The sequence below is a fragment of the Pseudomonas sp. YH-1 genome, assembly GCF_051990045.1.
GTDB lineage: Bacteria > Pseudomonadota > Gammaproteobacteria > Pseudomonadales > Pseudomonadaceae > Pseudomonas > Pseudomonas nicosulfuronedens.
In genome coordinates this window covers 944,564-969,295 of record NZ_CP178184.1, presented here as the reverse complement: position 1 = coordinate 969,295, position 24,732 = coordinate 944,564, and the positions used below count along the sequence as shown (strand labels likewise).

Below are 24,732 nucleotides of genomic sequence, written 5' to 3'. Positions count from 1 at the left end.
AAGAAAAACGCCTATGACCGCTTATGTAGAGCCTTCGGCGATCCCGGTGAGCCATGCCGAGATCCGCCAGCAGTACGCTCACGAAATTGCTGTCGAACGCACGCGCCTCCTTTATCAGGGCTCGCGCGTGCCGACCCTGCTCATGCTGCTCAATGGCCTGGCCTGCGCCGGGCTGCTGTGGGATTACGTGAAGCCGGGGCTGCTCGCCGGATGGCTGGTCTCGCTGGTCATGCTGGCCGTGCTGCGGCTGATCCAGGTCAGCGCCTTCAATGCCGCTTCCGCCGAACGCCAGGCCAGTCCGCACTGGCAGCGCACCTTCCTGTTCGGTGCTGGCGCTTCGGGGCTGACCCTCGCGTTCGCCGCCATCGCCCTGGTGCCGCCGGATGCCTTCCTCCAGCAATCCCTGGTATTCGGCCTGATCGCCGCGGCCATTCTGTCCGCCAGCGTCGCCTATGCGGTCAGCCTGCCGGCCTTCCTGACCTTCGCCTTGCCCTGCCTGTTTCCGTCAATTGCCTATTTATTGATCAGCGATAACCCGCTGCAGCAAGGCTGGGGCGTGCTCGGGGTTATCCTGCTGGCGGCGCTGCTGGTGGTGGCCTGGCAGATCCACCGGGTGGTGCATGTCGGCCTGCTGCGGCGCTTCCAGGCCCAGGCGCTGGTGGCGCACCTGGAGCGCGCCAAGGCACAGACCGAGGCGCTGAACCAGGACCTGGAACGGGAAGTCGAGCAGCGTCGCCGTGCCGAGCGCGAACTTTGCCGCGCCCGCGACGCCCTGCAGGAGCGGGTCGAGGCGGGCAGCGTGCAACTGACCCATACCGAGGCGCGCCTGGCCCTGGCCCTGGAGGCCAGCGAGCTGGGGCTGTGGGACTGGAACCTGCTGACCGACGAAGTGCATCACTCGCACCTGGAGGAGATCTTCGGGATCACCCAGGAATCGGTGAAGAGTGTGCGCAACGACCTGCGCCCACGCCTGCATCCGGATGACGTACCCTTGCTGCGCCGTGCCCTGGTCGAGCACCTCAAGGGCCGCACCGATGGCTACCGCATCGAATACCGCGTGCGCCATGCGGCTGGCCACTGGGTCTGGGTGGAAGACCGTGGCCGGGTGATGGAGCGCGATGGGCGCGGGCAGGTCACCCGCATGGTCGGCACCCGCGCAGATATCTCCACCCGCAAGCTGCGCGAGGAAGAGCAACGCCTGGCCGCCACGGTGTTCGAGGCGGCCAGCGAAGGCATCATCATCCTCGACCCGGACTACCGCCTGATCGCTATCAACGAGGCCTTCACCTCGCTGACCGGCTACCGCCGCGATGAGCTGCTCGGGCACAACGTCGCGCGGCTGATGGGCTCGGCGGAAAGCCTGCGCCGTTACCAGTCGATCCGTACCGAGCTGGAGCGCCAGGGCACCTGGCAGGGCGAGCTGATCGAGACACGCAAGAACGGCGAGTTGTACCCGCAGTGGCTGCAACTTAACGTGGTGCGCGACAGCCGGGGAGAGGTGGCCCACGTGGTGGGCTTCTTCGCCGACCTCACCGCTCGTCGCGATGCCGAGGAGCGCCTGCGCTACCTGTCGCACTACGACGAACTCACCGGCCTGGCCAACCGCACGCTGTTCAAGGAGCGCCTGCACGAGGCCAGCCAGCGCGCGCGTCAGGAAGGCCGCACGGCGGCGCTGCTGCTGATCGACCTGGATCGCTTCAAGCTGCTCAATGACAGCCTCGGCCATGAAGTCGCCGACCAACTGCTGCGGCAGATGTCGCGACGCATGACCCAGACCGTGCCGGAGGCCGACACCATTGCCCGCCTGTCCGGCGATGAGTTCGCCGTGCTGATCGACTCCTACGCCAGCCTCGCGGCGCTGGCGCGGCTGTCCAGCCGCCTGCTGGCCAAGTTGCGCACGCCGATGACCGTGGGCGGCCACGAGCTGGTGGTCAGCGCCTCGGTGGGGATCAGCCTGCTGCCGGACAACGCCTGGGAAATCTCTGCGCTGATGAGCCAGGCGAACATGGCCATGCAGCACGCCAAACACCTGGGAGGGAATACCTTCCAGTTCTTCACCGACAACCTGCAGGCCTGCACCCTGGAGCGCCTGCAACTGGAAACTCGACTGCGCAAGGCCATCGACGAGGGCCAGCTGAATGTGCACTACCAGCCCAAGCTGAACCTGGCCAACGAGCGCCTGGACAGTGCCGAGGCGCTGGTACGCTGGCAGCACCCGGAGATGGGCATGGTGCCGCCCAGCGACTTCATCGGCCTGGCCGAGGAAACCGGGCTGATCGGCGCCATCGGTGAGTTCGTCCTGCGCCGGGCCTGCCAGCAGGCCCGTACCTGGCAACGCCTGGGGCGTGAGCTGCGGGTGTCGGTGAACCTCTCGGTGCACCAGCTGCGCACCGGCAACCTGGTCGATCTGGTGCGCGCAGTGCTGGAGGAAACCGGCCTGCCGTCGCACCTGCTGGAGCTGGAGCTCACCGAAAGCCAGCTGCTGGACAACGTCGAGAGCGTCACCACCACCTTCCGCCAATTGCGCGAGATGGGCGTGAAGCTGGCCATCGACGACTTCGGCACCGGCTATTCCTCGCTCAGCTACCTCAAGCGCTTCCCGGTGGATTACGTGAAGATCGACCAGACCTTCATTCGCGACCTGTCCGAGCGCGGCGAAGACGCGGCCATCACCCGGGCGATCATCGCCATGGCGCACAGCCTGGAACTGAAGGTGGTGGCCGAAGGCGTCGAGCACGCCGAGCAGCTGCGCTTCCTGCGCGCCCACGGCTGCGATGAGATCCAGGGCTACCTGATCAGCCAGCCGGTGCCGGCGGAGGCTTGCCTGGCGCTGCTGGAGAGAAGCGACCGGCTGGCTCAGTGATGCTGGTGGTCGCCGGACACGCCCTGCAGCACGCTCTGGTTGATTTCGCTGAAGCGCAGTACACGCCCTCCTTCGGCCGTGGCCATGCGATCGGCGTCCGCGCGGTCGGCGAATGATGCGAGCGTGGCGCCCATGGCGCCGGGACGTTTCACGCCTACCACGTAGAAGGCGCTGGTGGCGTCGATCAGGTGGCGGTCATCGGGGTGGTTCCAGTCGCTGCGGGCCATGTCGTGCACGTACAGGTGCGCGCCGCTGTGCTGGTTTTCCGGCTGCAGCCACCAGCCCAGCAGCTCGGCGGTGGAGCAGAACTTGTGCACCGCGCCGGGAGCCACGGCTTCGCCTTTCGGCCCGGCGAAGTCGCTGATGATCATCCCGCACACGTGGCATTCCTCGCCGTTCTGGAACGGCACCGGAGCGAGATTGGCGCTTTGCCGGGCGCCATCGTCGCAGCCGCCGAGCAGCAGGGCGAGGAAGCCGGCGGTGAAACCCAGGCGAAGGGAGCGGGACAGCAGCATGGTGAAACTCCTCGAGTCAGATCGGGCGCCGGCGGAACAGCGCATAGGCCAGCGCCAGCGAGGCCAGGGTCCAGGCGCACAGCGCCAACCAGAGTGCCGCGACGGGAACGGCCAGATCTCGGCCGAGGGTCAGCACGCCGCCCAGTTCGGCACCGAAATCGGGCAGGTTGATCAGCCGGTAAAGGTCGGTCGGGTTGAGCAGCAGTAACCAGGGCAGCAGGTTGGCGCTGAGCTGGCCCTTGCCGATCACCAGCAGGGCGAGCAGCGCGAGGTCGAACAGCAGCACGAAGAAGAACCACACGCCCAGCGCCAGGCCGGCAGCGGTGGACTTCTCGCTGACCCGGCTGCTCAGCGCATAGGCCATGGCCAGGAAAGTCCAGCCGAGCAGGCACGACGACAGAATGAAGCGGGCAAAGGAACCCAGCAGTTGCCCCAGCGGGATGCCCGGCACCAGCACGGCGATGGCCAGCGCGGCGGCGGAGAAGCCCAGCAACGTCGCCAAGCCGAGGATCAGGCTGTGGCCGAGGAACTTGCCGATCAGCAATTGCCCGCGTCCCAGTGGGTAGGTCAGCAGGAGCAGCAGGGTGCCGCCTTCCTCTTCGCCGACGATGGCGTCGTAGGCCAGCAGGAGGGCGATCAGCGGCATCAGGAAGGTGGCCAGGCTGGTCAGGCTGGCCAGCGTTGCCGGTAGCGAAGTGAAGCCCACCTGGCCACTGGCGGCGGCGCCGAGCCAGGCGATGCCCACGGCCAGCAGGGCGAACAGCAGGCTGATGGCGAGCAGCCAGCGATTGCGCAGGCCGTCGGCGAGTTCCTTGCGGGCGATGTTCCAGATCGGCTTCATGCCGGGGCTCCCGCAGGTGTGCTTTGCATGTGGTGCCGATAGAGGTCTTCCAGCGACGGCGGCAACACCTCGAGCTCCTGCGCGTGCTCGGCGAGCAGCACGCTGAGTACTTCGTGCTGGCGCTCTTCGCCGACCCGCAGCTCCAGCCGGCGGCCATCCAGGGCGGTGACGCCATGGCCAGCCTCGCGCCAGTGTTGCGGCCAGTCGCCGTCGAGTCTGCCGGCGTAGCGGATGCGCACTGGCAGCCTGGCATCGCGGCGCAGGTCAGCAAGGCTGCCGGCGGTAAGCAGCCGGCCCTTGGCAAGGATCGCGGCGCGGTCGATGTGCGACTCCACGCCGGGCAGCACATGGGAACAGAGGATGATCCCGGTGCCCTGTGCGCGCAGGCGGTCCAGCCACTGGTAGAGCTCGATGGTGGCCAACGGGTCGAGGCCGACGGTCGGTTCGTCGAGCAGCAGCAGTTGCGGCTGGCCGAGCAGCGCCTGGGCCAGGCCGAGGCGTTGGCGCATGCCCTTGGAGTAGGTCTTCACCCGACGCTGCGCGGCGTGGCTGAGGCCGACCTGTTCGAGCAGCTCGTCCACTTCGGCGGGCCGTGCGCCCTTGAGCCGGGCGAAGTGCTGCAACGTCTCGCGGCCGCTGAGCTGCGGGTAAAAGGTCACGTTCTCCGGCAGGAAGCCGATGCGCCGACGCACCGCCGGGTCTCCCGGCGACCGGCCGAAGACGTGCACGCTGCCCCGTGTCGGACGCAACAGGCCGAGGATCAGCTTGATCGTGGTGGTCTTGCCTGCGCCGTTATGCCCCAGCAGGCCGAGGACTTCGCCGGCGCCCAGTTGCAGGTCGAGAGCGTGCAGCGCGGTGAAGCCGCCGTAGTCCAGGGTTGCATTGCGGATATCCACGGGGTTCATGGGTGCGCCTCCAGATCAGGCGCGCGCATCAGCGGGAAGCTGTCGCGCACGCCGGGCGGACGGGTAACGGGAAACGCGCGCTGGACCCAGCGCAGCAGTTCGATGGCGGGGCTGGTCATCAGCAGTTGCACCTGCGGGTACATCCACAGCAACTGGTCGACCTTGTCGTTGGGTTCGTAGGCGACGTCGCCGACACCGTCGGCATTGCGGTCCCAGCCCAGGTAGTCGCTCCAGTAGTTGCCGCGCCCGTCAGCGGACCATTCCTGAGTGCGGCTGGCGACGTACTTGACCTGCTGGCGGTTGCCGATGAAGGCATTGCCGCTGATGCGGTTGTCCTCGGAGCCGGCGGTCAGATGGATACCCAGGGCGCTGCTTTCGAAGCGGTTGTTCTCGATGCAGTTGAACAGCGAGTTATAGATGAACAGGGCCTTGCCCTCGGCCCCGGCGATCATTGCGTCGCCGCCGCCATCGCCGCTGCGCACGGCTTCGACGCGGTTGCCGGTGAGGGTGGAGTAGGTGATGTAGTTCATCAGAATGCCGTAGTTCTGGTCGTCCACCGAGCGGTTGCCGACCACGGTGAGCTTGCGGCTCTGCATCAGCGCATAGCCGGTGCGGGTGTGCCGGGTGGTGTTGCCGATGACGCGGCTATTGTGGGTGAACATGTAGTGCACGCCGTAGCGCAGGTCTTCGAAGAGGTTGTCTTCGATGGCGCTGTCGTTGGAGGTGTCGATGTACACGCCGTCGCGGGTCTGACGAACCTGGTTGCCGCGCACCAGGGCGTTCTTCACCGCATAGAGGTGGATGCCGTTGCCGCGGTCCTGGGAGCGCACGCTGGGGTCGCCCTGGATGCGGTTATCGAGCACCTGCACGTCCGCCGTGGCGTCGAGCCAGATGCCGAAGCCGGCGCCCTGCAGGTCATTACCGCGCACCACGGTGCCGTGTGCAGCCTTGTCGATGAAGATCGCCGCGTCCATGGCCGTCAGGTCGCGCCCCCAGTTGCGCAGGGTGCAGTTTTCGATGGTGACGCCGGGCACCCTCACGTGCAGCGTGCTGCCGGCACCCTGGCCGTCGATCAGCGCGCCGGGCGCACAGCGCAGGTGCAGTGGCTGGTCGAGGGTGAAATTGCCGGTGTAGGTGCCTGCGGGCAGGATGCGGATGTCGCCATCGCCCTGCAGCGGCAACTGGTCGATGGCTTGTGGTTGCGCCTGGACGCTTGCCGCGATCAACAGCGACAGGGCAAGGCCAGGCCTGGTGAGTCCCATGCAACACCTTCTCGTCGATGCCCCGCCGGCGACTGCCGGCGGGGTCAGGGGCCTTCTCGTCAGGCCTTCTCCACCAGCATGCGGCCGACCATTTCCATGTGCAGCGCATGGCAGAACCAGCTGCAGTAGTACCAGTGCAGGCCGGGCTTGTCGGCGGTGAATGTGATGGAAGAGGTCTGTTGCGGGCTGATCTCCATGCTCACGCCGTGGTTGACCACGACGAAGCCGTGGGAGACGTCCTCGATCTCGTCCAGGTTGGTGATGGTGACGGTGACTTCGTCGCCCTGCTTCACGGTGAACTCGGTGAGGCCATAGGCGGGAGCGGACGAGGTCATGTACACGCGAACCTTCTTGCCGTCGCGGATGACCTTGTTGTCCTGCATCAGGTCGATGCCGTCGCGCTTGGCGATTGCCACGGTCTCGGCGAAGAAGGGATCGTCGCGCGCCCAGATCTTGCGGGTCTTGATCTGGTCGCGGCGGGCCAGGATGCAGTCATGCGGCTCGGCGAAGGTGGGGCCGTCGTGCACCAGCTTCATCTCGTCGCCGGAAATGTCGATCAGCTGGTCGTTCTCCGGGTGCAGCGGGCCGGTGGGCAGGAAGCGGTCCTTGGAGAACTTGCTGAGCACGACGACCCACTTGCCGTCGGCTTCCTTGGTCTCGGTCAGCGTCGCGTGGTTGTGGCCAGGCTGGTAATGCACGTCGAGCTTCTGGCGGATGTAGTCGACCTTCTCGCCCTTGTAGGCGCGAATCGCATCATTGATGTTCCACTTCACCAACTGGCTGTCGATGAACAACGTGGTGTAGGCGTTGCCACGACCGTCGAAGGTGGTGTGCAGCGGACCCAGGCCCAGTTCCGGCTCGCCGACGATGACGTCGCGCGGGTCCTTGAGCTTGCCGGCGAAAAGATCGGGCAGCTTGTCGATGGCGATGATGCTGCAGGTGGGCGAGAGCTTGCCGTTGGCGATGAAGTACTTGCCGTCCGGCGAGGTGTTGAGGCCGTGGGGGTTCTTCGGTACCGGGATATAGCGGGTGACGACGCTGTCCTTGCCGTCCTTCCTGCGCCCGTCGACCACCGGCACCTTGCTGTCGCCCAGGGTGATGAAGCGCTTGGCCTTGATCTCCTTCTCGATTGCCGGGATGTCGAAGACCACCACCCAGTCGCGTTCGTTGCGCATCATGCCGGCCAGGTCGGTGGCCTTCTCCGAGTTGTAGCAGGTGGAGGCGGCGAAGCGGCCGGTGTAGTCCATGTCGCTGTTGTCGAGGTTGCCGTCGACTATTACCTGCCAGGCCACTTCCATGGTCTCGGCATCCAGCGCGTTGTACATCGTGAAGGCATTGTCGCCGGAGATGTCGAAGGTCGATCCGTCATTGGGATGCGGGATGATGAACTCGGCGTTGCAGAACACGTATTTGGTGTGCGGCACCTTCTGCAGGCGCAGGCCGTGGATGGCCTGGACGTTGGGGATGGTGGTGATTCGGTCGCACTTCATGATGTCCAGGCGGATGCGTGCGACGCGGCTGTTGGCCTTGTCGTTGATGAACAGGTACTTGCCGTCGTACTTGCCGTCGGTCATCGAGATGTGCGGGTGGTGACAATCGCCGTTATGGAAGCGCGCGCTGTCGCCGAGGATGCGCTTGCTCTCGTTGGTCAGACCCCAGCCAGTGGCGGAGTCGACGTTGAACACCGGGATGCGCATCAGCTCGCGCATCGACGGAATGCCCAGCACGCGCACTTCGCCCTGGTGGCCACCGCTCCAGAAACCGTAGTACTCGTCCAGCTCCCCGGGGGCGACGTGAATCTTGTCCTGCGCCGACTTCACCGCGTCGGCCCAGGCCTCGCGGGAGGTGAAGGTACCCATCGAGCCCGCCGTCACCAGCGCCGCTGCGCCGGTCACCGCGGAGGCACCGAGGAATCCCCGCCGGCTGAGCCCGGCGATCTCGTCCTGTTGCTGCTTCTTCTCAGTCATTTCCTGCTCCTTCCTGAAGGCAAATGGTCAGATCTGTTGCACCGCAATTCGCTGGTCGTCGTCGCTCGCGGGCGCGTGCTTGCTTCGCTTCTTGCGCTTGTTCACCAGCGGCGGGCACTTGTTCTCGTTGTGGTAGGTCATCTGGCAATCGAGGCAGTAGTGGCACTCGTTGGCGTTGATCCTTCCGTCGGGATGGATCGCCTGGATCTCGCACTCGTTGGCGCACAGCTGGCACGGCTGGCCGCATTCCTTGCGGCGCTTGAGCCAGTCGAACAGGCGGGCCTTGCCGGGGATCGCCAGCGCCGCGCCGAGCGGACAGAGGTAGCGGCAATAGACCTTGCGGGTGAACAGGTTGATGACCAGCAGCACCACCACGTAGGCGACGAACCACCACTGGCGGTCGAAGTGCAGGGTGATGGCGGTCTTGAACGGCTCGACCTCGGCGAAGCGCTCGGCGGTTCCGAGCGATTCCAGAGAGAGCCCGAACAGCACCAGCAGGACGATGTACTTGATCGCCCAGAGCCGTTCGTGGACGGCGAACGGCAACTCGTACTGCGGCACCTTGAGCTTGCGCGCCGCCTCGTTGAGCAGTTCCTGCAGGGCGCCGAACGGGCACAGCCAGCCGCAGAACACGCCGCGGCCCCAGAGCAGGATGCTGGCAGCGGTGAAGGTCCAGAGGATGAACAGCACCGGGTCGATGAGGAACAGCTCCCAGCGGAAGCCTTCGAACAGCGAGTGGACGAAGGTCAGTACGTTGACCACTGAGAGCTGCCCCAGGCAGTACCAGCCGATGTAGGTCAGGGTGAAGAGCAGGTAGCCACGGCGCAGCCAGTGCAACCACTGCGGTCGACGGGTCAGGTTGTCCTGCAGGAACAGGATGACTGCGAGCAGCCCAAGGGCGCTGAGCAGCACGCCGATCTGGAAGCTCTTCTGGTACCAGACGCGCAGCCACATCGGCCGCTTGGCATCTTCCAGGGCCTCCAGTTCCGCAGCGCTGGGCTGCGGCCGGTCGAGGTAGCCCTCCGGCGTCTGGTAGCCCAGGTCGAAGGTGGTGAACAGGCTGTCCACCGGTCCGGTCTGGCGCCGCACCAGCAGTTCCAGGTCGAAGGGTGTGCCGGGATCGAAGCGCTGGGCGGCGCGGACGATGAAGATCGCCATCTCGGCGAAGTGAGGCATGCCCTCGGCATAGGTGTCCGACAGGCGCTGGTAGTCGAGGTCGCGGAAGCTGAGGATGTCGCCGAACTGGCGAATCTGCACCCGGTCGAAGATGCCCCCGCGCACGTAGCCCGAGCCCTTGAACGAGTACTGGCCGTTGCCCAGCACGACCACCGCGTGCTCGCCGGGCTTCAGCGATTCGCGCAGTTCGTTGAATTGCCGTTCACCGAGCAGGTTGCGGCCGACGCTGGGGACATCGAGCAGCGCGGTATAGAGTTCGATGAACGTCTCCTCCCGCTGGCCGGTGTCCTGGGCCTGGTTGACCTTCTCGGCGGCGGTGCCCTTGAAGGCATCGTCGATCTGCCCGCGGGTCAGCTTCAGCTGGCGGATCGCGCCGTTGCCCAGCAATTCGTTCCAGCTCGCCGGCTGGTAGGCGTCCGCGCGCACGACAGCGGGCTTGGGCCGCACCTGCCCGTCGTCCTTGATCAGCTTGAGCGAGACGGCCACGGTGCGGGCGGCGCGCATGATGATCTCGTTGACCACCATGACCGTCACGGTGGCGCCGGCGACGGCATCCACGGTAACCGTCTGCGGATCGCCGGAACGTCCTACGGCGACCCGCTGGTCGGCGCGCAGCCCGGAGTAGCCGGCGGTGAAAGCGTGGAGTTTTTCTTCGGGGATGCCGATCAGCAGGATCGGCTCGTGGTGTTCGAGGACGTAGCTGTCGCGGATCACCGCCTGCGGATCAAGGATCACCTGGACGTTGATCGGCTTGCCGGAATAGGCGGGGATACGGGTGACGCGGATGCTCTGGAAGGCGTAGCCCAGCAGCTTGTCGCCGTGTGACAGGCGCCGCACGCCGTACTCGCCGTCGGGCTCGCCGATGCGGTCGACCTGGGGGAACACCTGCTGGATGCGTGTTCGCTCCAGGTCACTGAGTTCCCCACCCTGAGCCGCCAGGCCGGCCATCAACATCAGGCAGCCGACCAGGGACCTGAACCACTCGCGAACGCCCACCATGAGGCCTCCTTCCTCCATGCCCGAACGGGCAGAGCTGCGTCAGAAGGCGGTGGGCGCCCATCTCACGCTGCAGTTCACTTCAGGGTGACGATCCACTCGGCCAGGGTCTTGGCTTCTTCCGGGCTCACGGCGTTGGCCGGCATCGGGATCGGGCCCCAGTTGCCCTTGCTGCCGGTCTTGATGCTGTTGGTGATGTGGGCGACGCCATCGGCCTGTGGGCCGTACTTGGCGGCAACGTCATGGAAGGCGGGGCCGACGAGCTTCTTGTCGACCGAATGACAGGCCACGCAGGCCTTCGCCTTGAACAGCTCCTCGCCGGTGCTGGCCATCGCGGTTGTCTGGACCAACAGGCCGCCGAACAGCAGGGCTACCAGGGCTTTGTTCATGAACGTTTCTCCTCACAGGCTTGGCGCTTCGAGGCGCCGATCGTTTTCGCCGGCTTCCCGCCCGGCGTCTGTGGCGATTCTAGGAGCCGCCCCTGCGGCTTCCGCTTGATACCAATCAAGAAGTTCCGGCGCCACGCTTGAGGCAATCCGTCGCGCTGGATAGCTTGCTAACCGAAACTTCCTACCGAGATTTGCCTGTCATGAATGCCCCTGCGCAGAACGATCCGCCGCTCTTCTACCAGCCGTCCGGCAACGAGGTGGCGCTGTTCACCCACGCGTCCGCGCAGGGCATGCCGGTGCTGATCAAGGGCCCGACCGGCTGCGGCAAGACGCGCTTCGTCCAGCACATGGCGCAGCGCCTGAATCTGCCGCTGTACACCGTGGCCTGCCACGACGACCTGTCGGCGGCGGACCTGGTCGGCCGCCACCTGATCGGCAGCGACGGCACCTGGTGGCAGGATGGTCCGCTGACCCGCGCGGTGCGCGAGGGCGGAATCTGCTACCTGGACGAGGTGGTGGAGGCGCGGCAGGACACCGTCGTGGTGCTGCACCCGCTGGCGGACGACCGCCGCGAGCTGTTCATCGAGCGCACCGGCGAATCCCTGGTGGCGCCGCCGGGCTTCATGCTGGTGGTGTCCTACAACCCCGGCTATCAGAACCTGCTGAAGGGCATGAAGCCCAGTACGCGGCAGCGCTTCGTCGCCCTGCGTTTCGATTACCCGACGCCGGACGTGGAAGCCGGCATCATCGCCCGCGAGGCCGGTGTTTCCTCCGAGCTGGCTCAGTGTCTGGCGCAATTGGGCGTAGCCCTGCGCCGCCTGGGTCGGCAGGAGCTGGAAGAGGTCTGCTCGACGCGCCTGCTGGTGCTCACCGCGCGCCTGCTGCAGGCCGGCGTGGCGCCGCGAGATGCGTGCCGCGCCGGGCTTGCCGAGCCGCTGTCGGACGACGAGGCCACGGTCGCCGCGCTGATGGACCTGGTCGATGTCCATTTCGCCTGAGGCGACGCTCGGTGCCCGGCGCCTGCCGGGCGACCTGGCGATGTGGTTGTTCATCCTCGCCGAGCTGACCGTCTTCGCCATTCTCATCATCGTCTTCGCCGTGACCCAGCACCTGGATATCGAAGGCTTCCGTGCCGGCCGCGCTCAGCTGGACCTGTCCACGGCCCTGGCGCTCACCCTGACCCTGCTCACCGCCGGCTTCTGCGCGGCACTGGCGGTGGAGCAGGTGCGCTACGGCCGACAGCGCCGCGCAGCCGCCCTGCTGGGCTTTGCCGTGTTGCTGGGGCTGGCGCACGTGGTGCTCAAGTCCGGCGAATACCAGCATCTCGCTTCGCGCGGGCTGGACCTGGAATACAGCACCTTCTTCACCCTGTTCTGGCTGATCACCGGCTTCCACTTCCTGCATGTGCTGCTGGGGCTGGTGATCCTCGCCTGGATGACCCTGCGCTGCCTGCGCGGCGCGTACCGCAGCGACGCTCTTGGCGGGTTGGAGTCCGGCGCACTCTATTGGCATATGGTCGACCTGGTCTGGGTGGTGCTCTTCCCGCTGGTCTACGTGCTGGCGCCCGGCTCATGAAGACGCTGCTGTTCGCCTGGCTGGCGATGCTGCCGATGTCGGTGGTGGCGGTGTGGCTGGGCCACCACGTGCCCGACGTGCTGCTGCCGGTGGCGGCGATCCTGCTGCTGGGCCTGGGCAAGGCCTGGCTCATCGTGTTGCGTTTCATGGAGCTGAACCACGGCCCGCGCCTGTGGCAAGCGCTGCTGCTCGGCTGGCCGCTGGTGATCACCAGCGTGATCCTGGTCCTGCACGCAACCCACTGATTTTACTTTGGAAAAATACCTGACTGAAAGCATTGGTCTTTCTTGATTGCCATCAAGCGAGACGTCCCAGGACGCTTCCTACAATGACGCCGACCGTGACCTAGGAGGGCCCCATGTCAGAGACATTTACCAAAGGGATGGCGAGGAACATCTACCTGGGAGGAGGCGTTTTCTTCTTCCTGGTGTTCCTCGCGCTGACCTATCACACCGAAACCACCTTCCCCCAGCGCACCAACCAGAGTGAGCTCACCGAATCGGTGGTGCGCGGCAAGCTGGTGTGGGAGCAGAACAACTGCGTGGGTTGCCACTCGATCCTCGGTGAAGGCGCCTATTTCGCGCCGGAGCTTGGCAACGTCGCGATCCGCCGTGGCGGTGATGCGGCCTTCGGCAGCTTCCTCGCGGCCTGGATGAAGATGCAGCCGCTGGGGGTACCCGGTCGCCGGCAGATGCCGCAGTTCCACCTGAGCGACCAGGAGGTCACTGACCTGGCGGCGTTCCTGCTGTGGACCTCGAAGATCGATACCAACAAATGGCCGCCGAACAAGGAGGGTTGATCATGAACCCGGGCAATCCCTATCTGAAATTCGCTTCGCAGTCGGTGGCAAAGCCGTACTTCGTGTTCGCCCTGATGCTCTTCGTCGGGCAGATCGTCTTCGGTCTGATCATGGGCATGCAGTACGTGGTCGGTGACTTCCTGTTCCCGGCGATCCCCTTCAACGTCGCACGGATGGTGCACACCAACCTGCTGATCGTCTGGCTGCTGTTCGCTTTCATGGGCGCGGCCTACTACCTGATCCCCGAGGAGGCCGACCGCGAGCTGTACAGCCCGAAACTGGCCATCGTGCTGTTCTGGGTATTCGCCATCGCTGGCGTGCTGACCATCCTGGGCTACCTGCTGGTGCCCTACGCGGGGTTGGCCAAGCTGACCCACAACGAGCTGCTGCCGACCATGGGCCGGGAGTTCCTCGAACAGCCGACGATCACCAAGATGGGCATCGTGGTGGTGGCGCTGGGCTTCCTCTTCAATATCGGCATGACCATGCTCAAGGGCCGCAAGACCGCCGTCAGCGTGGTGATGATGACCGGCCTGGTGGGCCTGGCGGTGTTCTTCCTGTTCTCCTTCTACAACCCGGAGAACCTGTCGCGCGACAAGTACTACTGGTGGTGGGTCGTGCACCTGTGGGTGGAAGGCGTGTGGGAACTGATCATGGGCGCGATGCTGGCCTTCGTGCTGATCAAGATCACCGGCGTCGACCGTGAGGTGGTGGAGAAATGGCTCTACGTGATCATCGCCATGGCCCTGATCACCGGCATCATCGGCACCGGCCACCACTTCTTCTGGATCGGCGCACCGCAAGTCTGGCTGTGGCTGGGTTCGATCTTCTCCGCGCTGGAACCGCTGCCGTTCTTCGCCATGGTGCTGTTCGCCTTCAACATGGTGAACCGCCGTCGCCGCGAGCACCCGAACAAGGCCGCCGCGCTGTGGGCCCTGGGCACCACCGTGACCGCCTTCCTCGGCGCCGGCGTGTGGGGCTTCCTGCACACCCTGGCTCCGGTGAACTACTACACCCACGGCTCGCAGCTCACCGCCGCCCACGGTCACCTGGCTTTCTACGGCGCCTACGCGATGATCGTCATGACCATGATCAGCTACGCCATGCCGCGCCTGCGGGGTATCGGCGAAGCGCCTGACGCCAGGGCGCAGAGCCTGGAGATCTGGGGCTTCTGGCTGATGACCATCTCCATGCTGCTGATCACCCTGATGCTCACCGCCGCCGGCATCGTCCAGGTCTGGCTGCAACGCATGCCCGCCGATGGCGCCGCCATGCCGTTCATGGCCACGGTCGACCAGCTGAAGATCTTCTTCTGGTTGCGGCTGTACTCCGGCATCGGCTTCTTCATCGGGCTGATCTGCTACCTGCTCAGCTTCCGCCAGCGCGGCCGGGTGGCCGTCGTCTCCGGTGCGGCCCAGGTGAGCTGATCGATACCGTCCAACCGGGCCCGTCCGCTTTGCGGCGGGCCCTTTTGACGTTTACGGAGCCTGTCGGATGACTGCGAGATGACCGGCAGTGCTTCTAGCTCCCTCTCCCTTCTGGGAGAGGGCGGGGGGAGAGGGCATAGCCCAGTGCTGGAGTAGCCGGTGGCACCCTCTCCCTAACCCTCTCCCTTCTGGGAGAGGGGACTGGGTCGGTGTTCTGTTGGGACGCCGAGCCCTGTTCCTTCTCTCTGCGCTCCGGAGGCGCCATGACCATCCACCTCGAAATCGAAGAAGGCTTCGGCCGCGCCTGGCACCGCTTCATCACCCGCCGTGCCAGCCCGGAGTTCGAGGAGGCGGCGGTCAATCTGGATGAAGTGCGGCGCAGCCTGCTGCTGTTGTTCCGCGGCACCGGCGGCGAGGCCGGTGTCGGCGTGGAGGCGGCCAGTGCCCGCGAACTGCTGGTGCGCCGCAGCCTGCTGCAGCAGGTGGCCGGTACCTGCCAGCAATTACCGGTGGCCTGGTTCGATGCCGATTCCCTGCGCCTGCCCGCGCAGCTGGCGGTGTATCCCGACGCCGAGCTGAACCGCGAGCTCTACCGCTGGCTGGCGCTGCTCGCCGCCCACAGCCAGCCGATGCGCCACTGGGCGCGCGACAACCAGGCCTGGACTGGCGCCGTGCTGGAGCGCTACCCGCTGCTGCGTTCGCGTTACCGTCGGCTGGTGGACGCACTGCTGAGCCTGCGCCCTGATCCCGAGGATCTGCCGCCCGCCGAGGCAGAACTGGAGCGGGCGCTGCAACAGGCGCTGCGCGATCCGGGCAGCGTCGAGCGTCTACCCCGAAGCGAAAAGGCGCCCTGGCCGATGCCGCTGTGGCTCTATCCGCCGCAACGGTTGGCTGCGCCGCAGCACTCCGACCTGATCGACGGCGATGAGCAAGGCCGCTCCGCCCACAGCGAAGCCAAGGGACTGGCGCGCAAGCGTGCCGAGCGGGTCGAGCAGGACCCCGGCCGGGGTGGCCTGCTGCTGTTCCGCCTGGAGAACCTGTTCAGCTGGTCCGAGCACATCGAACTGGACCGCGCCGGCGACGACAGCGAGGATCTGGACGCGGCCAAGGTCGCCGACGACCTCGATCACCTGAGCCTGTCCCGGCAACGGCAGAAGAAGGGCGGCGGGCTGAAGCTCGACCTCGACCTGCCGGCCGCCGACTTCGACGACGTGCCGCTGGGCGAGGGGGTTCGCCTGCCGGAATGGGATTACCGTCGCCAGCAACTGATCGATGACCATGTCTGCCTGCAACCGATGCTGCCCCGCGCCGCCGTGCCAGCGCCGCTGCCTGACTCCCTGGCGCCCATTGCGCGACGCCTGCGCCGGCAATTCGAGAGCCTGCGCCAGCAGCCCCAATGGCTGCGCCGACAACCCCAGGGCGCAGAGCTGGACCTGGAATCCTGGCTGGATTTCAGCGTCGAAAGGCGCCTTGGCGCGTGCAGTGAGCCGGGGCTGTTCCTCGAACGCCGGCAGACTCGTCGCGATCTCGCGTGCCTGCTGCTGGCGGACCTGTCGATGTCCACCGACGCGCACATCGACAACGACCACCGGGTGATCGACCTGATCAGCGACAGCCTGCTGCTGTTCGGCGAGGCACTGCAGGCGGTGGGAGATCGTTTCGCGCTGTACGGCTTCTCCTCGCTGCGTCGCCAGCAGGTGCGCCTGACCCAGCTGAAGACCTTCGATGAGCGCCACAACGATGTCGTGCGCGGACGCATCCGCGCGTTGCGTCCGGGCTACTACACGCGCATGGGCGCGGCGATTCGTCGGGCCACGCAGTTGCTGCTGGAGCGCAAGGAGCGCCAGCGCGTGCTGCTGATCCTCACCGACGGCAAGCCCAATGACCTGGATCTGTATGAGGGGCGCTACGGTGTCGAGGATACTCGCCAGGCCGTGCTGGAGGCCCGCCGCGCCGGGCTGGTGCCGTTCTGCATCACCATTGACCGCGAGGCGGCGGACTACCTGCCGCACCTGTTCGGCAGCCAGGGCTATCTGCTGATCAACGATCCGGCGCAGCTGCCGGTACAGTTGCCGCAGCTCTACCGGCAGCTCACCCGTCGCCAGGGGTAATACCGATAGGAGCGCGCCTGGCGCGATCGCGGGTGTGGCCCGCTCCTGCAGGATTGAAACCACATGTCAGCCAAAGGGATCAGGCCCGTAGAAGAGCAGTCGGGTGCAGGGCTCAGCGCGGCAGCCAGACCATCATCACCCCGCAGAACACCGCAAGAAGCGCGCAATACCAAGTGAAACGCCGCAGCCGGCGCTGCTTCGCCAGCGCCTGGTCCACCGGCAGAGGCATCCCGCACTGCGGGCAATCCGCAGCGTCCCCGGGGCTCTCGTGCTGGCAGTACAGGCACTGGCGCATGGCTTACTCGAACTGTTCCAGCCGCGCGACGTCGAGCACCTGCACCACGCGTCCGTGAAGGCTGATGATCTTCTCGTCGATCAGCCGCCGTAGTACGCGAGAGAAAGTCTCCGGCTGGATCGACAGGTGCCCGGCGACCAGTTGCTTGGCCATCGGCAGCTCGAAACGACCCTTCTCGTTGCCATGGCGGTTCAGCTGGGTGATCAGGTAGCGCACCACGCGGTGGGTGGAGTTCTTCAGCGACAGCGTCTCGATCTCGTTGATCCGCCGGTGCAGGCGTACGCAGAGGGTGGCGAGCAGGGAGAAGGGCAGCTGCGGATTGCTGTGCAGCAGCTCCATGTAGGTGCGGTTGGCGAAGCGGTAGACCTGCGTGGGCTCCAGCGCCTGGGCCGAGGCGACGTAGTCGGAGGTGTCCATCAGCATCATGGCTTCGGCGAAGGTCTGCCGGCTGCCGACGACCTCCAGCACCTTTTCCTGCCCCTCCGGTGTCAGGCGGTAGATCTTCACCGCCCCGGAAATCACGAAGTAGAAGCAATGGGCCGGCTCACCCTGGAGGAACAGCTTGTCGCCTTTCTCCAGGTTGAGCAGCGTGCTGGTGGCGAGCAGCTGCTCCAGCTGTTCTTCGTTGAGCACGTTGAACAGATGGTGGCCGCACAGAATCTGGTGGTGGACGCGATGCGCGAGCATGGCGGAGCGCTCCTGGGCGGGGACAATCCCGCCAGTATGTGCGATGCCGCCGGGCAGCGTGGTGAGACAAGCTGTCACTGGTCGCCCTCCTGGCTTGCGGTTCGGCACTCAGGCCGGGTGATTGGCGCCGAGGAACAGCAGGTTGTTTTCCAGGTGGATGTGCTGCATCAGGTCGCGGCGCAGCTCCTCCAGGCCGCTGTAGAGACGGCGCCAGCTGTTGCAGCCGTCCGCCGGCACGGTGAGGTCGTCGGTCAGGTCGGCCAGTGCGGCGAGGGACTGCGAGTGCTCGTCGTGCTCATGGCGCATCACGCCGATCGGGCCCTGCACGTGGGACAGCGGGATGCCCTGGCGTAACCAGGGGAACAGCACGCTTTCCTCCTTGCACATGTGCCACTCCAGTTCTTCCTGCATCTTCTTCAGGTGCGCGGTCAGCCCGGCGGGGCATTGCGGATGCCCGGCGTGGGTCTTCTCGACGCGCTCGGCCAGCGGGATCAGCGCCGGCAGTTGCTCGCGGTGGACCTTGTGGTAGCGCTCGAGGATGTGGTCGATCAACTGGTCGTTGCTGGTCAGGCGCCAGTCGGTCTGATCATTGGCCGGCGGCAGCGCTTGCAGTTCGTCGGCGATGCGCTGGGCGTCGAGGCCCTGTTCGCTGGCGGCTTCGCCCAGGCTGCGCTGGCCGTCGCAGCAGAAGTCGAGTTTGTAGTCGTGGAACAGCGCGGAGCTGCCCGGCAGGCTGAAGGCCAGGTCGCTCAGGGTGCGTTCGGTGAGGTGGTCGGTCATGGCGGGCCTCGGGTGGAGTGGGGCACGGCGGCCGCAGTCGTGGCCGTCAATCTGGGGAGGGTGACGGCCAGTCTAGGGAAGGAGGCGCGCCCGCCTCCTTGATTGCAGTCAAGCGTGCTCGACCGCTGCTTCCCGCTCGTCGCCGCCGGCGACCCGCATCAGTTGCTGCGGGTCGCGCACCAGCAGCTTCTGCCGGCCGCCGACCACCAGGCCGCGGTCTTCCCAGGCGCTGAGGATGCGCGAGACGGTGTGCAGGGTGGTGCCGGTCATCTCGGCGATGTCCTGGCGGGTGACCGGAAAGTCGATGCGGATGCCGTCGGCCTCCGGTCGGCCGGACTGCTGCACCAGGCGCAGCACGGTGTGGGCGACGCGCCGCTCGACCTCTTCGGTGGCCAGTTCGCAGAAGCGCACGTGGGCTTCCTGCAGGCGCTCGCCGATGGCCTGTACGGTGTTCAGGGCGAAGCCGGGGTGGCAGGCGAGCAGCGGTTCCCACTGGCTGGTGGGCCAGGCCAGCACCAGGCTGTCCTGGCTGGCCGTGGCGGTCGCGGGATAGTCGCGCCGGCCGAGCGCGCGGACGAAGCCGAACAGGTCGCCCGGGTTGACCACGCGCACCAGCACGCGCTGGCCGTCGCCGGTGAGCTGGGTGGCTTTCAGTCGGCCGTGCACCAGCAGGTAGAAGCGGGTCGCCGGCGCACCCTGCTCGAACACGGGCACGCCGCTGTTCAGGCGCAGGATGCTGGCCTGGCGGAGGATATCGTCCTGTTCCTCGCGGCTGCTGTTGGCGAAGGGCGGCAAGCTGCCCAGCCAGGCGCGGTTGAGGGAGAGATCGGCGGTCACGTCAATGATTCCCCTGGGTCCCGCCGCAGCATAACGGTTATGTGCCGCGGCGGAACTTGAGGGGAATCAAGGGATGTCCCTGACCAGGCGGAAACCCAGGTTGTCCGGCGGCTGCCCGGCGCTGCAGCCACCGCCGCGGGCATCGCGGACAAAATCGTTGATCGCCGCGCGGTGACGCCCCTCGGCGATGCGGATCGAGCAGTACTCGGCGCGATGGGTCTGGGCGCCCTGGGCGTCGAGATTGACCCGCTGGTGGCAGCTCTGGGTCCATTCCCAGACATTGCCGCCCAGGTCGGCCACGCCGTACTCGTTCAGCCCGTGATTGCCGCGCGTCTGGGGCAGCGCCGAGGCGCTGGTGCGGGTTTCCGCTTCCAGGCGGTAGCGCGCCAGCCAGCGTCGGGCGGGGTTGCTGCCATCGTCGTCGTCGATGCGCAGGGCATCGTCGGCCCAGCGCGAACCGGCGAAGAAGGCCCACTCGCGGTCGGTCGGCAGCCGCCAGGGCTGGCCGGTGCGTTTGGACAGCCAATCGGCATAGAGCTGCGCATCCAGCAGGCTGGCGCCGGTGAGGGGCAGGTCGTCGCGGGGGGCGTTGTTGTCCAGTGCCAGGCAATCGCCTTCGGCCACGCAGCGGGCGTATTCGCCCTGGCTGACCTGGAATTTCATGACTTCGAAGCGCGGGGCCAGGTGCTCACGCTGCGACGGCGCATCCACGGCCTGCTTCTCCAGCCAGTAGTCGCCCGCCGGGCGGAAATCGAAGTCGCGGGGTTCGAGCCTCACGGTTTGCGGCGCGAGCTCCGGTTCGTGGTGTGGTCGCAGCAGGAGAAAGGCCCCGCCCAGCAGCAGCGCGACGGGGACGCCGATCAGAATGGTCTTGCGCATGGTCTGTCCGGTCGCCGGTATCGTTTAGTGGGAAAGGGCCGACCCGGATGGGCCGGCCCCGGGGCTTACTTGATCGCGGTCGGCGGCTGGATCTGGCTCATCAGGTCGTTGTTCCATTGGCCTTCGACCTGGATGTGCGCCGCGGCGCCCAGCAGCACAGCCTCGATGAGGTTGTGGTTGAGGTAGGTGTACAGGCCCGGCTGCAGGAAGGTGTACAGCGCGGCACCGGCTGCACCACCCGGGATGAACCAGGTTTCCAGGTCTTCCTCCGGCGGGTTGTGGAACTTGCCGGTGGCCCAGACGTGGTCGCCATGGCCGCCGATGAGGTGCGGGCGGGTGTCGCGGTTGGCCTGGGAGTGGACGATCAGCAGGGTCTCGCCGACGTTGGCCTTGAGCGCGTTCTTGCCGGTCAGGGCGCCGGCCTTGCCGTTGAACACGATGTGGCTGGGAACCAGCCCCTTCATGACCTGCTGCATGTCGTTGTAGCTTTCCATGGGCGTTGCGTAGCGCTTGAAGTTGCCGTCCTTGTCGCGCGGGACGTAGTAGTCCTGTTCGCCGATGTAGACCACCTTGTCGTACTTCAGCGACTTGCCTTCGCGGTCCTTCAGGCCATCGCGCGGCAACACCATGATCGCGCCGTTCATGCCCGAGACCACGTGCCACGGAATCATCGCGCCGCCCGGAGCGCAGTGGTAGACGAACACGCCGGGGCGGGTCGCGCGGAAACGCAGCTTCACTTCCTCGCCGGGCTGGATGAGGGTCAGCGCGCCGCCGCCCAGGGCACCGGTGGAGGCATGGAAGTCGATGTTGTGGGTCAGGGTATTGGTCGCCGGGTTGACCAGGGTTAGCTCCAGGTAGTCGTCCTGGTGCACCACCATCATCGGTCCGGGCACCGAGCCGTTGAAGGTCATGGCGTGGATCTCGGTGCCGTCGTCGTCGATGACCAGCTTCTTTTCCTCGATCACCATGCGGAACTGCACGACCTTGGGCTTGCCCTTGGCGCGTTGTTCGTGGGCATGGACGAAGGGCGGAGCGACCAGCTCGACCTGGACGTGCTCCAGTTTCGAGAGATCCACGGCCGGACCCATGTTCTTCGGTGCTGCCTCCCCGTCGGCCATGGCCTTGCCACTGCCGAGCATGGTGCCGGTCACGCCCAGTACCACAGCGCCGGCCAGCAGGGTCCGGCGGGAAAGCGAAATCTCTTCCTGGTCAAGCATGGGTAACTCTCCGTAATCGACGAACTGTCGTTGGTTACAGAAATACCCGGTCGGCAAATTCCTTCTTTGAGCCGGAACAAAGAAGAATCCAGCTGGACAACGTGTCGCAGGGGCTGTTGTGCGGTAGATCGCGTTTACAGTCTTGTGCCCATGCAGGCGGGCAAGACCGGGCGCGGCAAGGTAAGATTCTTCCTGCTCTGAATTCCGGCCCCGCGTGCGGGCTGCAACGGACAAGGATCCTTCATGCGTCTGTACGGACTGACCCTGCTGGCCCTGATCACCGGCTGCCTTGGCGTGCAGGAGGCGCGCGCGAGCAGCGACGACTCCTGCTACCCGAGCTGGAACCTCAAGCGCGACACGCTGGACGTGTGCAACAGCCTGCCGTTCCTCAGTCCGGGCAACGACAGCCGGGTCAACCTGCAGCTGCTGCTGGCCGACGCCGGCCAGGCCAGCATTCCCAATCGCGCGCTGACCGACGACGAGCAGCAGCTGGGCTACGGCCAGGTACCTTTTCCGCTGGCGCGCTGGCTGGAAGGTGCGGCACCTGGGGATTCGACCGACGGCTCCAGCGCGGCCGGCACTGCGCCGCTGGCCGACCTCGCCGCGCGCATCGGCCTGCCGGCGGATGCCGTGCAGTCTTCCACCGACAGCTTTGCCAGCGGCGAAGGCAGCCGTTGCCGCAGCAACAACCCAGGCACCGCGCAGGACTTCCTCTCCCAGCTGCTGTTGGTCGACAGCCTTTCAGCCGACGAGCGCCAGGGCCTGGCCCGTGCGCGCCTGACCCTGCTGGGCGCCTGCCAGTGGGACGAAACCCAGCTCAGCGTGCTGTTGCCCAATGACCTGCAGAGCGCACCGGCCAAGGCCTATTGCAGTTACCTCAAGGGTGCCGCGGACTTCTATAGCGGCCGCTTCGGCGACGCGCTGAAATCCTTCCGTTCCCTGCAGGACAGCGACCAGGCCTGGTTGAAGGAAACCTCGCGCTACATGGTCGCCCGCGCCCTGCTGAACCAGGCGCAACAGAACGCCTTCGACGAGATGGGCTACCCGGACCTGCGCAAGGTCGACAAGAAGATCCTCGCCCAGGCGGAAACCGCGCTGGGCGACTACCTCAAGGCTTATCCACAGGGCCGCTACAGCGCTTCGGCCAAGGGGCTGACGCGTCGCGTCTACTGGCTGATGAGCGATGAGAGCCGGCTGGCCGGCGAGTACGCCGAACTGTTCGGCCGCGAGGATGCCGACGATCTCGCCCAGCTGGTGCAGGAAGTCGACAACAAGCTGCTGGTCACCGCGCACCCGGCCGACGTGCGCGACGCACGCCTGCTGGCGGTGCTCGACCTGATGCAGATGCGCCACCATGAAGCCAACGAGCCCCGCGCCCTCGACGCCGCCGGCCTGGCAGCGCAGAAGGACCTGTTCGCCAAGTCCCCCGGCCTGCACGACTACCTGACAGCGGCCTACCAGCTGTACGTCGAGGAAAAGCCCGCCGAGGCACTGAAAACCCTTCCCGAGGAGCTGCCGGCCAAGCTCGACTACCTCGCCTTCAGCCAGCAGACCCTGCGGGGCTTCGCCCTGGAGGCCGGCAACGACTGGATCGCCGCCGAGAAGCTCTGGCTGCGCCTGCTGCCCCTTGCCGAGCAGCCGCTGCAGCGCGAGCAGCTGGAGCTGGCGCTGGCCTTCAACTACGAGCGCAGCGACCGCCTGGTCAAGGCCTTCGCCGAAGGCTCGCCGGTGCATACGCCGATCATCCGTGAGATTCTCCTGCGCCACGTCGCCGGCCCCGATCTGCTGCGCCAGCAGGCGAAATCCACCAGCGTGTCGGTGGAGGAGCGCGATACCGCGCTGTTCGCGCTGCTCTACAAGGACCTGCTGCACGGCCAGTACCAGGCCTATATCGACGACCTCGCGCAGCTGCCCACCGACGGCAGCGGCAAGCCACTGGGCGCCAGCATCGGCTACCTCTACGGCAGCATGCCGCTGTCGCTGTTCCAGTGGCCGGGCGGCAAGAACGACAGCGGCTACGAATGCCCGGCCATCGTCGACGTCGCCCGCGACCTGCTGCAGAGTCCGCAGCCGCCCAAAGCGCTGAACTGCCTGGGCGAATTCATCCTGCGCAATGGACTGGACGGCTTCCCGCTGGACACCCAGCCCAGCGAGCGCGAGCTGGGTGGCGGCGAGTCGCTGTTCCCCGGCACGCCCTACTCGCGCATGGACGGTTACCTCAAGGTCATCGCCGACAAGCAGGCTGAGGAAGAGGACCGCGCCTACGCGCTGTTCCGCGCCGTCAACTGCTTCGCACCCAGCGGCTATAACGGCTGCGGCAGCCAGGACATCGCCCCGTCGCAGCGCAAGCAGTGGTTCCGCACCCTCAAGGGCCAGTACTCCGCCACGCCCTGGGCGAAGTCCCTGAAGTACTACTGGTAGACCTCATGCGGCGCGTTGTGGTCCTGACGCTGGCGTTGCTCGCAGGCAACGCTTCGGCGGCCGGCGTGGATGCCGCGGACCACGACGCCTTCTGGCTCTGGAGCGGCGTCGCCGCGCAACCGGTGCTGGCTCAGGCTCGCACCCTCTATGTGCTACAGGGACAGATCAGCGCGCCGCGCTACAGCGATGGCCGCGCCCGGCTGATCGCCCAGGGCATCGCCATCCCGCGTCTGAAGCAGGGCGAGGTGTGGGTGGTCTACCGCGCGCACACCCTGCGCTGGAACGAGAACATCTACCGTACCCTGCTCTCGCAGCTGCGCCGCTGGCGCGCCGCGGGCAATCCGGTGGTCGGCGTGCAGATCGACTTCGATGCGCGCACGCGCTACCTGCACGAGTACGTCGACTTCCTGCAGGACCTGCGCACGCGCCTGCCCGAAGGCTGCAAGCTGAGCATCACCGGGCTGATGGACTGGGGCAGCAACGCCGCGCCGGAAACCATCAACCGCCTGGCCGGCGTGGTGGACGAAGTGGTGGTGCAGACCTACCAGGGCCGCCAGACCATCCCCAACTACCAGGCGTACCTGCCGCGCGTGGCCCGTTTGCAGTTGCCCTTCCGCATTGGGTTGGCGCAATACGGAGAGTGGCAGGCGCCCGACTACCTGGCGAAGAGCCGGTGGTTCAGGGGGTATGTGGTGTTCCTGCAGAACCCTTGAGCCCGGTTGGACCGGGCACGGAGCGCCTTTGTAGGATGGGTGTTCCGGTAGCTGAGTAGGGCACATAACCCGTTCCG

Annotated in this window: 22 protein-coding genes; 9 read left to right on the top strand and 13 right to left on the bottom strand. The window is 66.3% G+C overall.

The features are described from left to right. The first annotated feature begins 13 nt into the window (after positions 1-13). Positions 14-2,863 (top strand): EAL domain-containing protein, encoded by a 2,850-nt coding sequence (locus ACKI1H_RS04365; RefSeq protein ID WP_440467743.1) that lies wholly within the window; start codon positions 14-16, stop codon positions 2,861-2,863. Here the strand turns inward: ACKI1H_RS04365 and ACKI1H_RS04360 are convergent. From ACKI1H_RS04360 to ACKI1H_RS04330, 7 genes are all read right to left on the bottom strand, one after another. Then, positions 2,857-3,378: a nitrous oxide reductase accessory protein NosL gene (locus ACKI1H_RS04360; protein WP_440467742.1), complete on the bottom strand. Its 522-nt coding sequence runs from the start codon at positions 3,376-3,378 to the stop codon at positions 2,857-2,859. The genes ACKI1H_RS04365 and ACKI1H_RS04360 overlap by 7 nt on opposite strands. Before the next feature lie 16 nt (positions 3,379-3,394). Continuing rightward, entirely contained in the window at positions 3,395-4,219 is an 825-nt protein-coding gene (locus ACKI1H_RS04355; RefSeq protein ID WP_440467741.1) for an ABC transporter permease, read from the bottom strand. Then, entirely contained in the window at positions 4,216-5,124 is a 909-nt protein-coding gene (locus ACKI1H_RS04350) for an ABC transporter ATP-binding protein (protein ID WP_440467740.1), read from the bottom strand. The genes ACKI1H_RS04355 and ACKI1H_RS04350 overlap by 4 nt, the downstream gene beginning before the upstream one ends. Continuing rightward, positions 5,121-6,386 (bottom strand): nitrous oxide reductase family maturation protein NosD, encoded by a 1,266-nt coding sequence (locus ACKI1H_RS04345; protein WP_440467739.1) that lies wholly within the window; start codon positions 6,384-6,386, stop codon positions 5,121-5,123. The genes ACKI1H_RS04350 and ACKI1H_RS04345 overlap by 4 nt, the downstream gene beginning before the upstream one ends. A 59-nt stretch (positions 6,387-6,445) precedes the next feature. After that, the gene (gene nosZ, locus ACKI1H_RS04340; protein WP_440467738.1) at positions 6,446-8,353 is read right to left on the bottom strand and encodes a TAT-dependent nitrous-oxide reductase; all 1,908 of its coding nucleotides are present in this window, start codon (positions 8,351-8,353) and stop codon (positions 6,446-6,448) included. Between the two features lie 27 nt (positions 8,354-8,380). Further along, entirely contained in the window at positions 8,381-10,528 is a 2,148-nt protein-coding gene (gene nosR, locus ACKI1H_RS04335) for a transcriptional regulator NosR (protein ID WP_440467737.1), read from the bottom strand. Positions 10,529-10,602: 74 nt separating this feature from the next. Beyond that, entirely contained in the window at positions 10,603-10,914 is a 312-nt protein-coding gene (locus tag ACKI1H_RS04330; protein ID WP_054910310.1) for a c-type cytochrome, read from the bottom strand. Between the two features lie 200 nt (positions 10,915-11,114). On the opposite strand from ACKI1H_RS04330, the gene ACKI1H_RS04325 reads away from it, so the two are divergent. From ACKI1H_RS04325 to ACKI1H_RS04300, 6 genes are all read left to right on the top strand, one after another. Next, the gene (locus tag ACKI1H_RS04325) at positions 11,115-11,912 is read left to right on the top strand and encodes a CbbQ/NirQ/NorQ/GpvN family protein (protein WP_138523281.1); all 798 of its coding nucleotides are present in this window, start codon (positions 11,115-11,117) and stop codon (positions 11,910-11,912) included. Continuing rightward, positions 11,896-12,489, top strand: coding sequence for a cytochrome c oxidase subunit 3 (locus tag ACKI1H_RS04320; protein ID WP_440467736.1), 594 nt, complete (start codon positions 11,896-11,898; stop codon positions 12,487-12,489). The genes ACKI1H_RS04325 and ACKI1H_RS04320 overlap by 17 nt, the downstream gene beginning before the upstream one ends. Beyond that, positions 12,486-12,734 (top strand): cytochrome C oxidase subunit IV family protein, encoded by a 249-nt coding sequence (locus ACKI1H_RS04315; protein ID WP_138523277.1) that lies wholly within the window; start codon positions 12,486-12,488, stop codon positions 12,732-12,734. The genes ACKI1H_RS04320 and ACKI1H_RS04315 overlap by 4 nt, the downstream gene beginning before the upstream one ends. A gap of 113 nt (positions 12,735-12,847) precedes the next feature. After that, the gene (locus tag ACKI1H_RS04310) at positions 12,848-13,288 is read left to right on the top strand and encodes a c-type cytochrome (RefSeq protein WP_088420795.1); all 441 of its coding nucleotides are present in this window, start codon (positions 12,848-12,850) and stop codon (positions 13,286-13,288) included. Then, entirely contained in the window at positions 13,288-14,715 is a 1,428-nt protein-coding gene (locus ACKI1H_RS04305; RefSeq protein ID WP_171049489.1) for a cbb3-type cytochrome c oxidase subunit I, read from the top strand. Before ACKI1H_RS04310 ends, ACKI1H_RS04305 begins: the two co-directional genes overlap by 1 nt. A 263-nt stretch (positions 14,716-14,978) precedes the next feature. Then, on the top strand, positions 14,979-16,826 hold the full coding sequence (locus ACKI1H_RS04300) for a nitric oxide reductase activation protein NorD (RefSeq protein ID WP_440467735.1): 1,848 nt from the start codon (positions 14,979-14,981) through the stop codon (positions 16,824-16,826). A 112-nt stretch (positions 16,827-16,938) separates the two neighbouring features. Here ACKI1H_RS04300 and ACKI1H_RS04295 read toward each other — a convergent pair whose 3' ends face one another. The 6 genes from ACKI1H_RS04295 to nirK form a co-directional block, all read right to left on the bottom strand. Continuing rightward, complete coding sequence (locus ACKI1H_RS04295; protein WP_138523271.1) at positions 16,939-17,121, bottom strand: protein DnrP; 183 nt, start codon at positions 17,119-17,121, stop codon at positions 16,939-16,941. A gap of 3 nt (positions 17,122-17,124) precedes the next feature. Continuing rightward, positions 17,125-17,808, bottom strand: coding sequence for a Crp/Fnr family transcriptional regulator (locus ACKI1H_RS04290; protein WP_440467734.1), 684 nt, complete (start codon positions 17,806-17,808; stop codon positions 17,125-17,127). Positions 17,809-17,916: 108 nt separating this feature from the next. Next, positions 17,917-18,588: an iron-sulfur cluster repair protein YtfE gene (ytfE, locus tag ACKI1H_RS04285; RefSeq protein ID WP_138523267.1), complete on the bottom strand. Its 672-nt coding sequence runs from the start codon at positions 18,586-18,588 to the stop codon at positions 17,917-17,919. A 108-nt stretch (positions 18,589-18,696) separates the two neighbouring features. Then, positions 18,697-19,425, bottom strand: a complete 729-nt coding sequence (locus ACKI1H_RS04280; RefSeq protein ID WP_138523265.1) for a Crp/Fnr family transcriptional regulator — start codon at positions 19,423-19,425, stop codon at positions 18,697-18,699. A 66-nt stretch (positions 19,426-19,491) separates the two neighbouring features. After that, a complete protein-coding gene (locus ACKI1H_RS04275; protein WP_138523263.1) occupies positions 19,492-20,304 on the bottom strand; it encodes an SUMF1/EgtB/PvdO family nonheme iron enzyme in 813 nt (270 codons plus the stop codon). Between the two features lie 65 nt (positions 20,305-20,369). After that, positions 20,370-21,422, bottom strand: a complete 1,053-nt coding sequence (gene nirK, locus ACKI1H_RS04270) for a copper-containing nitrite reductase (RefSeq protein WP_246084880.1) — start codon at positions 21,420-21,422, stop codon at positions 20,370-20,372. Between the two features lie 342 nt (positions 21,423-21,764). On the opposite strand from nirK, the gene ACKI1H_RS04265 reads away from it, so the two are divergent. Next, the gene (locus ACKI1H_RS04265; protein WP_440467733.1) at positions 21,765-23,942 is read left to right on the top strand and encodes an outer membrane assembly lipoprotein YfiO; all 2,178 of its coding nucleotides are present in this window, start codon (positions 21,765-21,767) and stop codon (positions 23,940-23,942) included. Between the two features lie 5 nt (positions 23,943-23,947). Further along, a complete protein-coding gene (locus ACKI1H_RS04260; RefSeq protein WP_440467732.1) occupies positions 23,948-24,655 on the top strand; it encodes a DUF3142 domain-containing protein in 708 nt (235 codons plus the stop codon). The last annotated feature ends 77 nt before the right edge of the window (positions 24,656-24,732 follow it).